This window comes from Kitasatospora sp. NPDC004289, assembly GCF_053602875.1.
Genome location: NZ_JBSGEL010000004.1, coordinates 21,682 through 36,917, shown reverse-complemented (window position 1 = coordinate 36,917; position 15,236 = coordinate 21,682). Strand labels below are relative to the sequence as shown.

The 15,236-nt window shown below is 72.5% G+C and carries 11 protein-coding genes; 4 read left to right on the top strand and 7 right to left on the bottom strand.

Annotated features, from left to right (window positions below; translation table 11 throughout):
- Positions 1-21: 21 nt before the first annotated feature.
- The 4 genes from rapZ to ACWEPF_RS03700 all read right to left on the bottom strand — a co-directional run bounded on the left by rapZ (position 22) and on the right by ACWEPF_RS03700 (position 6,182).
- A complete protein-coding gene (gene rapZ / locus ACWEPF_RS03715; protein WP_452171359.1) occupies positions 22-852 on the bottom strand; it encodes an RNase adapter RapZ in 831 nt (276 codons plus the stop codon).
- A gap of 77 nt (positions 853-929) precedes the next feature.
- Positions 930-2,951, bottom strand: coding sequence for an excinuclease ABC subunit UvrC (gene uvrC / locus ACWEPF_RS03710; protein WP_452171271.1), 2,022 nt, complete (start codon positions 2,949-2,951; stop codon positions 930-932).
- A gap of 63 nt (positions 2,952-3,014) precedes the next feature.
- Positions 3,015-4,682: a flavin monoamine oxidase family protein gene (locus ACWEPF_RS03705; RefSeq protein ID WP_452171270.1), complete on the bottom strand. Its 1,668-nt coding sequence runs from the start codon at positions 4,680-4,682 to the stop codon at positions 3,015-3,017.
- A gap of 75 nt (positions 4,683-4,757) precedes the next feature.
- Complete coding sequence (locus tag ACWEPF_RS03700) at positions 4,758-6,182, bottom strand: APC family permease (RefSeq protein ID WP_452171358.1); 1,425 nt, start codon at positions 6,180-6,182, stop codon at positions 4,758-4,760.
- A 295-nt stretch (positions 6,183-6,477) separates the two neighbouring features.
- Here ACWEPF_RS03700 and ACWEPF_RS03695 point away from each other — a divergent pair, with 295 nt between their 5' ends.
- Entirely contained in the window at positions 6,478-7,575 is a 1,098-nt protein-coding gene (locus ACWEPF_RS03695) for a hypothetical protein (protein WP_452171269.1), read from the top strand.
- Positions 7,576-7,666: 91 nt separating this feature from the next.
- Here the strand turns inward: ACWEPF_RS03695 and ACWEPF_RS03690 are convergent, their stop codons facing one another.
- From ACWEPF_RS03690 to uvrA, 3 genes are all read right to left on the bottom strand, one after another.
- Positions 7,667-8,659 carry an ArsR/SmtB family transcription factor gene (locus ACWEPF_RS03690; RefSeq protein ID WP_452171268.1) on the bottom strand — a complete coding sequence of 331 codons (993 nt, stop codon included), beginning with the start codon at positions 8,657-8,659 and terminating at the stop codon, positions 7,667-7,669.
- Positions 8,660-8,807: 148 nt separating this feature from the next.
- On the bottom strand, positions 8,808-9,227 hold the full coding sequence (locus ACWEPF_RS03685; protein ID WP_452171267.1) for a Rieske (2Fe-2S) protein: 420 nt from the start codon (positions 9,225-9,227) through the stop codon (positions 8,808-8,810).
- A gap of 115 nt (positions 9,228-9,342) precedes the next feature.
- Positions 9,343-12,261 carry an excinuclease ABC subunit UvrA gene (uvrA, locus tag ACWEPF_RS03680; protein WP_345288645.1) on the bottom strand — a complete coding sequence of 973 codons (2,919 nt, stop codon included), beginning with the start codon at positions 12,259-12,261 and terminating at the stop codon, positions 9,343-9,345.
- 311 nt (positions 12,262-12,572) lie between these two features.
- On the opposite strand from uvrA, the gene ACWEPF_RS03675 reads away from it, so the two are divergent.
- From ACWEPF_RS03675 to ACWEPF_RS03665, 3 genes are all read left to right on the top strand, one after another.
- Positions 12,573-13,316, top strand: coding sequence for a maleylpyruvate isomerase family mycothiol-dependent enzyme (locus ACWEPF_RS03675; protein ID WP_452171266.1), 744 nt, complete (start codon positions 12,573-12,575; stop codon positions 13,314-13,316).
- A 53-nt stretch (positions 13,317-13,369) separates the two neighbouring features.
- Positions 13,370-14,023, top strand: coding sequence for an MBL fold metallo-hydrolase (locus ACWEPF_RS03670; RefSeq protein WP_345288643.1), 654 nt, complete (start codon positions 13,370-13,372; stop codon positions 14,021-14,023).
- 122 nt (positions 14,024-14,145) lie between these two features.
- Positions 14,146-15,222 (top strand): hypothetical protein, encoded by a 1,077-nt coding sequence (locus ACWEPF_RS03665; protein WP_452171265.1) that lies wholly within the window; start codon positions 14,146-14,148, stop codon positions 15,220-15,222.
- Positions 15,223-15,236 lie beyond the last annotated feature (14 nt).

Sequence of the window (15,236 nt, the reverse complement as noted above, 5' to 3'; positions counted from 1 at the left end):
CTGTGCCCAGGACGCCGGTGGTCACTCCCTGCCCATGTCGCGGTGGACCAGCACCGTCTCGACGCCGTCCGCGATCAGACGCTTCGTCAGACGCTCGGACATCGCCACGCTGCGATGCTTCCCACCGGTGCAGCCTACGGCAAGGGTCATGTACCGCTTGCCCTCCCGGCGGTAGCCCTCCGTGACGATCTTGAGGAGCTCGGCGTAGCCGTTGAGGAACTCGTTCGACCCCGGCTGCTGGAAGACGTAGTCGGCCACGTCCGGGTCGGTGCCGGTGCGGGCCCGCAGCTCGGGGACCCAGTGCGGGTTGGGCAGGAAGCGGCAGTCCACCACCAGGTCGGCGTCGACCGGCAGGCCGTACTTGAAGCCGAAGGACATCACGGTGGCGCGCAGCTCGGGCTCGTCGTGGTCGGCGAACTGGGCGTCGAGCTTGGCCCGGAGCTGATGGACGTTCAGGTCGGAGGTGTCGATCACCAGGTCGGCCTCGCCGCGCAGCTCGCGCAGCAGGTCGCGCTCGCGCTCGATGCCGTCCACGATCCGCCCGTCCGCCTGCAGCGGGTGCGGGCGGCGGACCGACTCGAAGCGGCGCACCAGGGCGTCCTCGGAGGACTCCAGGAAGACCACCCGGAGCCGGACCCCGCGCTTCTCCAGCTCCTCCAGCGAGGTGAGCAGGTCGTCGAAGAACTTGCGCCCGCGGACGTCCACCACCACGCCGATCCGGGGCACCGCGCCCTGGGAGCGGGCCCCGAGGTCCACCATGGTCGGGATCAGGGCCGGCGGGAGGTTGTCCACCACGAACCAGCCCAGGTCCTCCAGGCACTTGGCGGCGGTGCTCCGCCCCGCTCCGGACATGCCGGAGATGATCACCAGCTCGGGGGAGTTCTCTCCGCCACCCGTCTTCTGGGTGGTGCCCCCGTGGTCTGCCGCAGTCACTTCTGGTCCCCGCTCTCGGTACTGCCGAACTCGCTGCTGTCGTCGTCCATGCTGTCGTCAATGATCTCGCCGGTGGCGGTGTTCACCGCCGGAGCGGCGGGTGTACGGACGGCCAACGCCGCCACAACAGTCTCCGCCGTGCGCCTGCCGATGCCCGGCACCTCGCAGATCTCCTCCACGGTGGCGGCCCGCAGCTTCTTCAACGAGCCGAAGTGCTTGAGCAGCGCCTGGCGGCGAGTCTCGCCGAGGCCGGGGACGGAGTCCAGCTCCCCCGCCGTGAGCCGCTTGGCGCGCTTGCCGCGCTGGTAGGCGATCGCGAAGCGGTGCGCCTCGTCGCGGACCCGCTGGAGCAGGTAGAGGCCCTCGCTGGAGCGCGGCAGCACGACCGGGTCGGCCTCGCCGGGCAGCCAGACCTCCTCCAGCCGCTTGGCCAGCCCGCAGACCGCCACGTCGTCGATGCCCAGCTCGTCCAACGCCCGCTGGGCGGCGGCGACCTGGGGCTGCCCGCCGTCGACCACCACCAGCTGCGGCGGGTAGGCGAAGCGCTTGGGGCGGCCGTCCTCGGTGCGCGGGCCGGCCGCGGGCTCCTCCTCCTCGGGCACCGCCCACTCCCCCGTCTGCTCGCGCTCCTGGAGGTAGCGGCGGAACCGGCGGGTGATCACCTCGTGCATGGAGCGGACGTCGTCCTGCCCCTCGAAGCCCTTGATCTGGAAGCGCCGGTACTCGCTCTTGCGGGCCAGCCCGTCCTCGAAGACCACCATCGAGGCGACCACGTCCTGGCCCTGGAGGTGGGAGATGTCGAAGCACTCGATGCGCAGCGGCACCGAGTCCAGCTCCAGCGCCTCGGAGATCTCCTGGAGCGCCCGGCTACGGGTCGTCAGGTCCGAGGCGCGCTTGGTCTTGTGCAGCACCAGCGACTGCTGGGCGTTCTTCTGCACGGTGGCCATCAGGTCCTTCTTGTCCCCGCGCTGGGGCACCCGCAGGTCCACCTGGGCGCCGCGCAGGCCGGTCAGCCACTCCTGCACCGGCCCGACCGGATCGGGCAGCGCGGGCACCAGCACCTCGCGCGGCACGGTCTCGGAGCCGCCGCCGTAGAGCTGCTGGAGCGCGTGCTCCACCAGGCCGGCGGTGTCCACGTCCTCGACCTTGTCGGTGACCCAGCCGCGCTGGCCGCGGACCCGGCCACCGCGGACGTGGAAGATCTGGACGGCGGCCTCCAGCTCGTCCTCGGCCAGCGCCAGCAGGTCGGCGTCGGTGCCGTCGGCGAGCACCACCGCGTTCTTCTCCATCGCGCGCCTGAGCGCGCCGAGGTCGTCGCGCAGCCGGGCGGCCTTCTCGTACTCCATCGCGGCGGCGGCCTGCTGCATCTCCTGCTCCAGTCGGCGCAGGTGGTTGCCCGTCCGGCCGGCCATGAAGTCGCAGAACTCCTCGGCCAGTTCGGCGTGCTCCTCGGCGGAGATCTTGCCGACGCAGGGCGCCGCGCACTTGCCGATGTAGCCGAGCAGGCAGGGGCGGCCGATCTGCTTCGCCCGCTTGAACACCCCGTTGGAGCACGTCCGCACCGGGAAGACCCGGAGCATCAGGTCGACCGTCTCGCGGATCGCCCAGGCGTGCCCGTAGGGCCCGAAGTACCGCACGCCCTTCTTGTGCGCCCCGCGCATCACCTGGACCCGCGGGAACTCCTCGTTGAGGGTGACCGCGAGCTCCGGATAGCTCTTGTCGTCCCGGTACTTGACGTTGAACCGGGGGTCGAACTCCTTGATCCAGGAGTACTCCAGCTGCAGCGCCTCGACCTCGGTGGCCACCACCGTCCACTCCACCGAGGCGGCCGTGGTGACCATCGTCGCGGTGCGGGGGTGCAGGTTGGCCACGTCCTGGAAGTACGAGGAGAGCCGGGGCCGCAGGCTCTTGGCCTTCCCCACGTAGATGACCCGGCCGTGCCCGTCACGGAACTTGTACACGCCGGGCGAGGTCGGAATGGCCCCGGGAGCGGGCCGGTACGTGGAGGGGTCTGCCATAGTCCCCTACCGTACCGACCCGGACGGACACCCCGGGGCACTGTCCGTCAGCTACGGGCCCTCTCAGGCCCCGATGGCGGTGAGCACCTCCTGCGCGGCGCGGACGCCTTCGGTGGCACCGCCCTCCATGTAGCCCTGGAAGTCGTAGGAGGTGTGCTCGCCGGCGAGGTGCAGGCGGCCCTGCGCCGTGCCCTCGTAGCCGGCGCAGGTGGTGAGGTAGCCGACCGGCCAGCAGGAGTAGGCGCCCAGCGTGGTGGGGTTGAGGTGCCAGGCCGAGAGGGTGGCCTTCCCGGTCCAGGCGGCCTTGGTGCCGGGCCAGAGCCGGTCGATCTGGGTGAGCCGGTCGGTGGCCATGGCCCGGGTGTAGGCGGTGGTGGCGTCGGTGAAGGGGGCACCGGGGGCGAGGGCCCTGGCCGGGGTGCCGCCGTGGTACTGGACCAGGATGCCGCCGGATCCGGGCTGACCCTTCGTCACGTCCCAGGCCTGCTGGAAGGGCTGGTCGCTGAAGCACTCGCCGCTGGACACCCCGGGCCAGGGGCCGGTGCCGGTCCACGGGCGGCTGCCGGTCTGCATGTTGAGCTTGGTGCAGTAGCCCATGGTCATGTCGGTGAGCACCCGCTTCATCAGCGGGTCGAGACCGGCCCCGGCGAGGTCGACGCGCTGCTGGAGCACCGACAGCGGCAGGGCCAGGATCGTGTGGTCGGCGGTGACGGTCCTCGTACCGCCGCCGTCCAGCTTGAAGGTGAGGGTCTGGCTGCCGTCCGCGTTCCGGGTGACGGCGAGCAGGGTGTGCCCGGGCTGGACGGTGCCGGCCGGGAGTGCCGCCCGGATCGCCTTCGGCACCTGGTCGTTGCCGCCGGTGACGTGGTAGCGCTCGTCGCTGCCGCCCCAGATGTTGAAGCTGCCGGGGTTGGCCTGCCAGGAGAGCATCAGCAGCAGCGCGTAGGAGGACTGCGCGGTGGTGTCGGCGCCGTACTCGACCGCGTAGGCGACGTCCAGCAGGGCGCCGAGGCGGCTGGAGGTGCCGCCGGGGACCCTGGTCTCGATCCACTCCCGCACCGACATCCGGTCCAGGGCCACGGCGGCCTGGTTGTGGTCGGCCCAGGTCGGGCCGGAGCCGCCGGCCTGGATGTCGGCCTTGACGGTCTGCCAGATCTGCTTGAACTCGGCGTTCGCCGTCTCCCTCGGGTAGTAGCCGCCCTGGAACTGCAGGGTCTGCTCACCGTCCGAGAAGTGCCGGATCGAGGTGGTGGCCAGGCCGAAGCGCTGGCAGAGCCGGAGCATCTCGTGGTGTCCGGTGTCGATCAACTCGGCGCCGTACTCGGAGACCTGGCCGCCGGCCCAGTCGGTCTTGGAGTACATCCGGCCGCCGACCCGGGCCGTCTCCGCCTCGTAGACGGTGGCCGGGATGCCCTTGTCGGCCAGCGTGAGGGCGGCGTTCAGCCCGGAGATCCCGGCGCCGACGATCGCGATCCGGGGCGGGGTGCCCTTGTACTTGGCCGTGTCGGCGACGGTGGCCGCCCGGGCCTTCGGCGCGACGGCGATCCCGGCCGCGCCCAGGCCGAGCGCGGCGGCGCGGGCCAGCAGGGCACGGCGGGACGGGCCGTCGGGCTCGGCCAGGGCCTCGTCGCGGAAGCCCGCGTACTCGTCGGCGGGCAGTCGCAGCCGCTCGGCGGCGGCGCGGTCGGCGAGGGCGGAGCGGAGCAGGCGGGCGTACGGCGTGCGGGCCATGTGGGGGTGCCTCCTGACGGGGTGTGGGGGGGTGCCCGGGCCGTGGGGGCGGCCCGGGCGGGTGGTGACGGCGGGTCAGACTGTGACGGGCTCGTCCGCGGTGCGCTCCTGGGCGTCCTCGACCACCAGGCGGCCCATCACCTCGTACTTGGCCGGGTGCCTGGCCCGCATGTACAGCGCCAGGCCCAGACCGCCGAGGAAGACGGCGCCGACGATCCACGGGATCAGCTTGAAGAGCAGGGTCTGCGAGGCGGCCCCGGCGGCGGTGTCCAGGTTCGCCACCAGCAGGCCGATCGCGGCGAGCATGCCGAGCCCGCCGAGCAGCGGGGCGGTGAAGGTGCGGAACCAGTGCCGGCTCTCGGGGTGGTTTCGGCGGAAGTAGGCGATCACCGCGAAGGAGCAGAGCGTCTGCACCACCAGCAGTGCCAGCGTGCCGAGGATGGCCATCAGGGTGTAGAGCCCGGCGTACGGGTCCTGTCCGGCGATCCAGAAGCCGGCGACCACGGCCAGCGCGATCGCGGTCTGGGTGAAGGAGGCGACGTACGGCGAGTTGTGCTTCGGGTGGGTGCGGCCCAGCGCCGGGTGCAGGAAGCCCTCCCGGCCGATCGCGTAGAGGTAGCGCGAGGCGCACTGGTGGAAGGCCATTCCGCAGGCGAAGGCGCTGGTCACCATCAACCACTGGAACGCGGTGACGGCCCAACTCCCCAGGTAGGTACGGGCCGGGGCCAGGAAGAGGTCGAGCGGGCCGCTGGAGGTGGCCAGGCCGACGGCGGCCTCCGGGGTGTCGGCGGCCAGCACCATCCAGGTGACGAAGGTGTACAGCACGCCGAGCGCCAGCACCGCGACCAGGGTGGCGCGCGGGATGATCCGGCGCGGGTCGCGGGACTCCTCGCCGTACATCGCGGTCGACTCGAAGCCGATCCAGGACCAGAAGCAGAAGAACAGGCCGACGCCCGCGTTCACCCCGGCGAAGGCACCGGTCGGGTTGAGGGTGCCGAAGTGCAGCCCGGACGGGCCGCCGCCGTGCAGCAGGATCGAGGCGGCCAGCAGCACCAGCATCAGCACCTCGCCGACCAGGAACACCCCGAGCAGCTTGGAGGCCACCTCCAGGTCGAAGTAGGAGAGCAGCGCGGTGACCGCCAGCATCGCCAGCGCGTAGACCTGCCACGGGAGTTCGATCCCGAACTGGGCCTCGACGGTCTGCTGCCCGAAGTAGGCGAAGATGCCGACGATGGAGGCCTCGAACACCACGTAGGCCAGCACCGCGAGCAGCCCGGAGGCCATCCCGGCGATCCGGCCGAGCCCGTGCGAGACGAAGCCGTAGAACGCCCCGGCGGTGGTGATGTGGCGAGCCATCGCCACGTACCCGACGGTGAAGACGGTCAGCACCACCGTCACGAAGACGAATCCGGCGGGGGCGTGCACGCCGTTGCCGCCGCCGACCACCACCGGGAGGTTGCCGGTCATCGCCGTGATCGGCGCGGCGGTGGCCAGCGCCATGAAGACCACACCCGCCAGGCCCACCGAATTGGCTCTGAGCCGCTGCACGGTGGGCGGCGCCTGTTGCTCGACTGCGGACACGGTGAACTCCCGGTGGGGCGAGGGGGGATGGGCCCGCCCAGTGTGAGGGCGGTCACGCTCGCCACGGGATGGTCAGGTTGTAGCCGGGCTCGTTAAAGGATTGACGGCCTGTCACCTGTACGGGGGCGCCACCGGTACGCCCTGTTGACGAGCGGGGCCCGGGGACGGACGCTGTCAGCCGCCCGGGCACCCTTCGTCAACAGGAGGCGTACGCATGCGCGTTCCGTTCGACCGGCTCAGAACCCTCGGCACCACGGCGGCCCTGCTGGCCGCCGCCCTCGCGCCCGCCGCTCCGCCCGCCGCGGCGGCCATCACCCCGCTGGAGGTGTACGGCGCCTGGCACTGCGGCGACGACGCCTGCACCTGGGCGACGGTGCGGACCATGTCCCAGTTCGACCAGGCCAACCACTGGTTGGTGGACCGGGGCGACGGCCGTCCCTCGGTGAACCTGGTGGTGCTCAGCTTCGTCCACCCGCTCCGCCTGCTCGACGGCGTGAACGACGCGCAGCACGCGGACGGCGTGCCCGTCGGAATCAACCAGGCGGTGGTCGACTACTTCACCTCGCGCGGCATCCGGGTGATGCTCTCGATCGGCGGCATCACCTACACCGACGCCTGGAACCAGGCGCTGGCGAAGAACCCGGTGCTGCTGGGGCAGCGGGCCGCGGCACTGGCCACCCGGCTCGGGGTCGGCATCGAGATCGACTACGAGGAGAACACCACCCCGAACCTGCCCGCCCTGCAGTCCTTCGTGGACGCCTACCGGGCCGTCCACCCCTACGACCCGACCGGCGCCCGCCCCGCCGCCCGCCTCACCATCGACGTGGCCGCCGGGGACCGCTGGCTGATCGGCGTCAACCAGTACGCCACCGCGAACTGGCTGCGCACCGACCGGCCGGTGCTCGACTACGCCAACGCGATGGTGCCGGCCCGGCAGCCCTCCCCCTCGACCGCCACCGCCAACTGGCAGGAGCACCTGACCGGCAAGCCCACCTACGACCCGCCGGTCGGCCCGCTGGCCCCGGCCAAGTTCACCGCCGGGCTGTACGTGGCGGAGGGCTCCAAGGTCCGGCCGGAGTGCACCGACTTCGCCGCCTCGCTGCAGAACACCACCGCGGCCTGGCTCCGCGCCGCCGCCCCGGCCGGGGCGGGCACCAGCTCTGGGCTGCTCGGCTACATGTTCTGGGCCGCCGAACGCCCGTCCGTCCGCGGCGTCACCACCGTGCCGCCCAACAGCTGCGAACGCGGCGTCGGCGCGGGCGCCACGGCGCACGCGGTGCCGATCCCGATGCCGGCCCTGCGCCAGAGCTGACGGCGGGTCGGAGCGAGCGCCCCGCCCGACCCGGGGCCGCTCTCACGCCCCTCCCCTCCCCGAACCCGCACGGAGCACACCCCCGCCTTCCTCACACCCTCGTGCGGTTCAGCAGGTCCGCCCCCAGCGGCGTGATCGTGTGCAGCACCGCCCCGCCCCGGCGCTGGGTGGTGATCAGGTTGGCGTTGCGCAGCACCGTCGCGTGCTGGCTGGCCGAGGCCGGCGAGACGTTGAGGCGGCGGGCGAGTTCGGTGGTGGTGCAGCCGTCCGTCACCACGTCCAGCGCCGCGGCCCGGGTGCGGCCGAGCAGGGCGGTGAGGGAGTGCCGGGCCGTCGGGTCCGGGCTGAACAGGCCCGCCCCGGTCAGCGGGTCCCGCACCGTCGGGAAGGCCAGCACGTGGGCCGCGTCCCGGTCCGTGGTGTCGGTCAGCAGCACCGGCGGGTCCGCCAGGAAGACCATCGGCGCCAGCACCAGCCCGCGGCCGCCCAGCGGGATGTCCAGGCTCCTCGGGTAGGTGACCTCCAGGACGGGGGCGCGCCAGCGGATGAGGGGGGAGCAGAAGGTGTCGAGCAGCTGCTCCACGCCGCCGTCCAGCAGGGTGCGGGCCAGGTCGGCCCGGACGGCGTCCAGGTGGGCGCGGATCCGGCCCCAGTACGGGCCGACGGTGGCGTCGTGGGTGGCCCGCAGCGAGTCGGCCAGCCGCTGACGGGCGCCCAGGTCGCCCTCCAGCAGGGCGCGGACCCACCGCGGGTCGGCCTGCGGGGTGGCGACGTGCCCGAGCTCCAGCCGGACCAGTTCGTCCGGGGCGCCGAGCAGCCGCTCGATGCCGACCTCCACCGAGGGGTCGCTGCCGGTGAGCGCCCCGAGGTCCAGCCGGGGCCCGGGGCCGTTCACCAACGAGGCCAGCGGCCGCAGCTCCTCGGCCAGCTGCCCGCCGAACTGCCGCCGCCAGGGCCGGAACTGGGCACAGCTGGTGGCCCCGGTGAGCTTGGCCAGCCCGTGGAAGGTCTCCGCCAGCGGGCCCATGGTGGGCGCCACCCGCACGCGCGCCAGGTCATCCGCCGTCAGATGGATACGCAGCACCTTTAAGCCTCCCCCGAAACCCCTGGTCAGTGCCCCCGCCGACCCCGCAGGATCGTCCCTGTCGCCGCTGCCCGGTACGGGGGTACGGACAGCGGAGCGGCCCGGCCACGCCTCCCCAAGGGTGCGGCCGGGCCCCGAACGCCTCCGGTCACTTGGTGACCTGGAAGGCCCCGTCCTTGACCGCGACCTGGTACTGCGGCAGCGGGCTGGGCGCCGGACCGTCCTTGACCGCACCGTCGGCGATCGCGAACTTGCTGTAGTGGCAGGGGCAGTTGACGGTGCCCTCCTTGACCTCGTCCACCACGCAGCCGGCGTGGGTGCACTTGGCGCTGAAGGCCTTGTACTGGCCCTCGACCGGCTGGGTGACCACGATCTTCTGCTCGCGGTAGACCTTGCCGCCGCCCACCGGGACGTCGGCCACCGCGCCGACCTGCACCGGCCCGGCCGCGGCCGACTGCTCCGCGGCGGAGGAGCCGCAGGCCGTCACGGCGGCCGCTCCCCCGGCTGCGAGCACCGCACCGCAGAGCAGGGTACGGCGGCTGGGCCCGGCGGGCGTGGTCTCGGTCATCGGTGAAGCTCCCTCGGCGAATCCGGCTCGGTGCAGGTCCAGTTCGCCGAAGTCTATGCCGGGACGGCGGAAGGGCCGCCCCGTGGGAGCGGCCCTTCTCGCGCTGCGGCTGCGGCTACTTCTTCGCCACCGCCCGCTTCCTGGGCGCGGCGGCCTTCTTCGCCGCCTTGGTCGCCTGGGCGGGCACCGGGGCGGCCGGGAGCAGGATGTCCCGCAGGAACTTGCCGGTGTGACTGGCCGTCACGGCCGCCACCTCCTCCGGCGTGCCCTCGGCGACCACGGTGCCGCCGCCGGAGCCGCCCTCGGGACCCATGTCGACCAGCCAGTCGGCGGTCTTGATGACGTCGAGGTTGTGCTCGATGACGATGACCGTGTTCCCCTTCTCCACCAGGCCGTCGAGGACCTTGATCAGCTTGCTGATGTCCTCGAAGTGCAGACCGGTGGTGGGCTCGTCGAGCACGTAGACCGTCCGGCCGGTGGAGCGCTTCTGCAGCTCGGAGGCGAGCTTGACGCGCTGCGCCTCGCCGCCGGAGAGGGTGGGCGCGGACTGGCCGAGCCGGACGTAGCCGAGACCGACGTCGTTGAGCGTGCGCAGGTGGCGGGCGATCGAGGGGACGGCCTCGAAGAAGTGCATGGCCTCCTCGATCGGCATGTCCAGCACCTCGGCGATGGACTTCCCCTTGTAGTGCACCTCCAGCGTCTCCCGGTTGTACCGGGCGCCGTGGCAGACCTCGCACGGCACGTAGACGTCGGGCAGGAAGTTCATCTCGATCTTGATGGTGCCGTCGCCCGAGCAGTGCTCGCAGCGGCCGCCCTTGACGTTGAAGGAGAACCGGCCCTGGAGGTAGCCCCGGACCTTGGCCTCCTGGGTCTCCGCGAAGAGCTTGCGGATGTTGTCGAACACACCGGTGTAGGTGGCCGGGTTGGAGCGCGGGGTGCGGCCGATCGGCGACTGGTCGACGTGCACCACCTTGTCCACCAGCTCGGTGCCGGTGATCCGGGTGTGCCGGCCGGGGACGCTGCGCGCCCCGTTCAGCTCCCGGGCGAGGTGGGTGTAGAGGATGTCGTTGACCAGGGTGGACTTGCCGGAGCCGGAGACACCGGTGATCGCGGTGAAGGTGCCGAGCGGGAAGCCGACCGTGACGTCCTGGAGGTTGTGCTCGCGGGCGCCGTGCACCACCAGCTGGCGCTTCTTGTCCCGCGGGCGGCGGACCGCCGGGGTCGGGATGGAGCGGCGGCCGGACAGGTACTGCCCGGTCATCGACTCCTCGTTGTCCAGCAGCTCCTTGAGCGAGCCGGAGTGCACCACCTTGCCGCCGTGCTCACCGGCGCCGGGGCCGATGTCGACCACCCAGTCGGCGGTCTTGATGGTGTCCTCGTCGTGCTCGACGACGATCAGCGTGTTCCCGATGTCGCGCAGGCGGACCAGGGTCTCGATCAGGCGGTGGTTGTCCCGCTGGTGGAGGCCGATGGAGGGCTCGTCCAGCACGTAGAGCACGCCGACCAGACCGGAGCCGATCTGGGTGGCCAGGCGGATGCGCTGGGCCTCGCCGCCGGAGAGGGTGCCGGCCGCGCGGTTCAGCGAGAGGTAGTCCAGGCCGACGTCGACCAGGAAGCGCAGCCGCTCGTTGACCTCCTTGAGCACCCGCTCGGCGATCTGCTTGTCCCGCGCGTTGAGCTTCATGGCGCCGAGGAACTCGGCGCAGTCGGCGATCGACATCGCGGAGACGTCGGCGATCGACTTGTCGAGGATGGTGACGGCCAGGATCACCGGCTTGAGCCGGGTGCCGCGGCAGGTCGGGCAGGGCACCTCGCGCATGTAGCCCTCGAAGCGCTCGCGGCTGCTGTCGCTCTCCGACTCGGAGTGACGGCGCGTCACGAACGGGATGGCGCCCTCGAACGGCGCGGTGTACGAACGCTCGCGCCCGTAGCGGTTGTTGTACCGGACCTCGACCTGGGTCTTGTGGCCGTACAGCAGTGCCTTGCGGGCCCGCTGCGGCAGCCCGGCCCACGGGATGTCGGTGCGGAAGCCGAGCTCGCCGGCCAGCGCGTCGGTGAGCCGGGAGAAGTACTCCTTGGTGTGGCCCTGGGACCACGGGTGGATGGCGCCCTCGTCGAGCGACTTCTCCTCGTCCGGGATCACCAGCTCCGGGTCGACCTCCATCCGGCTGCCCAGGCCCGAGCAGTCGGGGCAGGCGCCGAACGGCGAGTTGAAGGAGAACGAGCGGGGCTCCAGCTCCTCGAACGACACGTCGTCGTACGGGCAGTAGAGGTGCTCGGAGTACATCCGCTCGCGCTCCGGGTCGTCCTCGGCGAGGTCGACGAAGTCGAGCACCACCATGCCGCCGCCGAGCCGCAGCGCCGTCTCCACCGAGTCGGTCAGCCGGCGCTTGGCGGTGGACTTCACGGTGAGGCGGTCGACCACCACCTCGATGGTGTGCTTCTCCTGCTTCTTGAGCGTCGGCGGCTCGGTGAGCTGGACGGTGGCGCCGTCCACCCGGGCGCGGGCGTAGCCCTTGGACTGCAGGTCGGCGAAGAGGTCGACGAACTCGCCCTTGCGCTCCCGGACCACCGGGCTGAGCACCTGGAAGCGGGTGCCCTCGGGCAGCTCCAGCACGCGGTCGACGATGGCCTGCGGGGACTGCTTGGCGATCGGGCGCGCGCAGTGCGGGCAGTGCGGCTTGCCGATCCGGGCGAACAGCAGGCGGAGGTAGTCGTAGACCTCGGTGATGGTGCCCACGGTGGAGCGCGGGTTCCGGTTGGTCGACTTCTGGTCGATCGAGACGGCCGGGGAGAGGCCCTCGATGAAGTCCACGTCGGGCTTGTCCATCTGGCCCAGGAACTGGCGGGCGTAGGAGGACAGCGACTCGACGTAGCGGCGCTGGCCCTCGGCGAAGATCGTGTCGAAGGCCAGCGAGGACTTGCCGGAGCCCGAGAGACCGGTGAAGACGATGAGCGAGTCCCGCGGCAGGTCGAGCGAGACGTTCTTGAGGTTGTGCTCGCGAGCACCGCGGACGATGAGGCGGTCGGCCACTGCTTCTGGCGCCTTTCTCCGAGGGAGGGTGGCTGGGAAGGGCTGCGTGGCCCACTGCTTGGGACCAACAAGCGCAATCGGGTGAATTCTTCCAGTGTGCGCCCGTCAGCCTACTAGCTCAGGCGTTCGAATAACGACCATGTCCAGCCCGGTCCACCCGAACGAGTGACGGCCCGACCGGGCCCCTGGCGCGGCCCCGCGGAAAACCCGCTGCTCACGCCCGTGGCCGCCGGTAGCGTCCACCGTGTCAACGAGGCGCGGCCCTCCGGGCAACGCCCGCGGCCCTCGGAACCGGGAGTGCTCACCCCACCATGACCGACACCACTGACAACGCCGCCGCGGCCACCCGCGCCGCCGCCGACCTCGCCGCCGTCGAGGCCTCCACCGCTGCCCTCCTCCGGGTCGCCGCCGAACTCGACCCCGAGCAGGTGCCGCAGCCCTCCGGCCTCCCCGGCTGGACCCGGGGGCACGTGCTGGCCCACCTCTCCCGCAACGCCGACTCCCTGGTCAACCTGCTGGACAACGCCTCCACCGGCAGCGACACCCCGCAGTACGCCTCCCACGAGGCCCGCGAGCAGGACATCGAGCGCGACGCCTCGCGCCCGCTGGCCGAGCACTGGGACGACCTGCGGGCCAGCCACCGGCGCTTCGCCGAGGCCGCCGCCCGGCTCACCGAGGACGACTGGAGCACCCCGCTCAAGCACCGCTTCGGCTACACCTTCCCGGCCCACGAGCTGCCCCGGAAGCGGCTGATGGAGGTGGAGTACCACCTGGTCGACCTGGCCGCCGGCTACACCCCGGCGGACTGGCCGCTCGACTTCGCCTCGGCCGAACTGCCGCGCCTCGCCGCCCTGTTCGAGAAGGCCGACGGCCTGCCCGAGCTCCGTCTGACCGCCACCGACACCGGCGCGACGGCCACCGTGGCGGGCGCCGCCGACGCCCCGGTCACCGTCGAGGGCCCGGTCCGCCAGCTGGTCGCCTGGCTCTCCGGCCGGAGCCACGGTTCGACGTTGTCCTCCTCGGGTCCGCTGCCCACCCTCCCGGCGATGGGCTGAGCGGGCATGATGGGCACCCAGACGGCCACCGAGGAGCGAGGAGCGGCAGCGGGATGACGTACCACGGAGCGGTGAAGGTCGGCGGACCGCCGGACGTGCGGGAGCTGGCCCACCTGATCATCACCAAGGTCGCGGTCGGGCCCCACGACAACAACGCCTACCTGCTGCGCTGCCGGGCCACCGACGAGCAGCTGCTGATCGACGCGGCGGCCGACGCCGAGGTCCTGCTGGAGTCCGTCGGTCCCGAGCTGGCCACCGTCGTCACCACCCACCGCCACCACGACCACTGGGGCGCCCTGGCGGCCGTCGTCGAGGCCACTGGCGCCCGCACCGCGGCCGGCCGGATCGACGCCGAGGCCATCGACGTCCCCACCGCCCTCCCCCTCGACGACGGCGACGTGGTCACGGTCGGCCGGGTCGAGCTGACCGTCCGTCAGCTCACCGGCCACACCCCCGGCGCCATCGTCCTGGTCTACGACGACCCCCAGGGCCACCCCCACGTCTTCACCGGCGACTGCCTCTTCCCCGGCGGCGTCGGCAACACCTGGGGCGACCCGGCCGCCTTCGAGACCCTCTACCGCGACGTCACCGAGAAGCTCTTCGACGTCCTCCCCGACGAGGCCTGGGTCTACCCCGGCCACGGCAACGACACCACCCTCGGCACCGAGCGCCCCCACCTCCCGGAGTGGCGCGCCCGCGGCTGGTGACGCCCCTGCGGCAGCGGGCCCCGATCCCCGGGCAGGGGGTCGGGGCCCGTGCCGTTCACCCGTGCCGTTCACCGGGCGGAAAGCGGCTGCGGGCCGGAGCGGGGCACTGCCAGGATGCCGGGATGGATGCGATTCTGCGGGCGGGCGGGGAGGTGCTCGGGGCCAGGCTCTCCGAGCCGGTGGACCTGGGGGGATCCCGGCGGAGCACGGTGGTGCGGTGCCGGACCGACGGGGGCGGGACGGTGGTGGTGAAGGCCTTCGGGGACGGGGAGCACGCGCTGCGGGGGTTCACGGCGGAGGCGGCCGGGCTGTCGCTCGGGCTGGCCGGGCCGGGGTTGCTGGGGGTGCACGAGGAGCTGCCGCTGCTGGTGATGGAGGACCTCGGGGAGGCGCCGACGCTGGCGGACGTGCTGCTGGGCGACGACCCGCGGGCCGCCGGGGAGGGGCTGCTGGCGTGGGCCCGCGGCCTCGGGCGGCTGGCCGCCGCCTCGGTGCCGCGGCGGGGCGAGCTCGCGCCGTTGGCGGCCCGGTACGGGCGGGGGCGGCCGCCGTGGGAGGACCTGCCCTGGCTGGCCGACCAGGCTGCGGCACTGCCGGCCCTGCTCGACGACCTGGGGCTGCCCGTACCGCCCGGCCTGGCCGGGGAGTTGGCCGGGATCGCCGCGGTGGGCGCCGACGCCCACCCCGCGTTCACACCGGGCGACACCTGCCCGGACAACAACCTGCTGACGCCCGACGGCCTGCGGCTGATCGACTTCGAGGGGGCCTGCTACCAGTCGGTCTTCCTGACCGCCGCGTACTGCCGGATGCCGTTCTCCACCTGCTGGTGTGTCTTCCGGCTTCCGGACGGCCTGGCCGCCGAGGTCGAACGGACCTTCCGCGACGAGGTGGTGACGGTGTATCCGGAGCTGGCCGAGGACGAGCCCTGGCAGGCCGGGACGGCCCAGGCCGTCGCGGTCTGGACGACGGACGCCACGGTGCGGATGCTGGCCGGCGCCGTGGCGCAGGACGCCCCGATGCACCGCACCCGCCGCCCGGTCCCCACCAAGCGTCAGCTGCTGCGGCACCGCTGGGAGACGGCGAGCACCCTGGACGGGCTGCCGGCCTTCACCCGGACCGTGCGGCTGCTGCTGGACGCGTACGACTGGGACGTGCCCCCGCTGCCGGGGTACCCGGCGTTCCGCGGCCGGACGGCATGAAGCAGGGCCCCGAC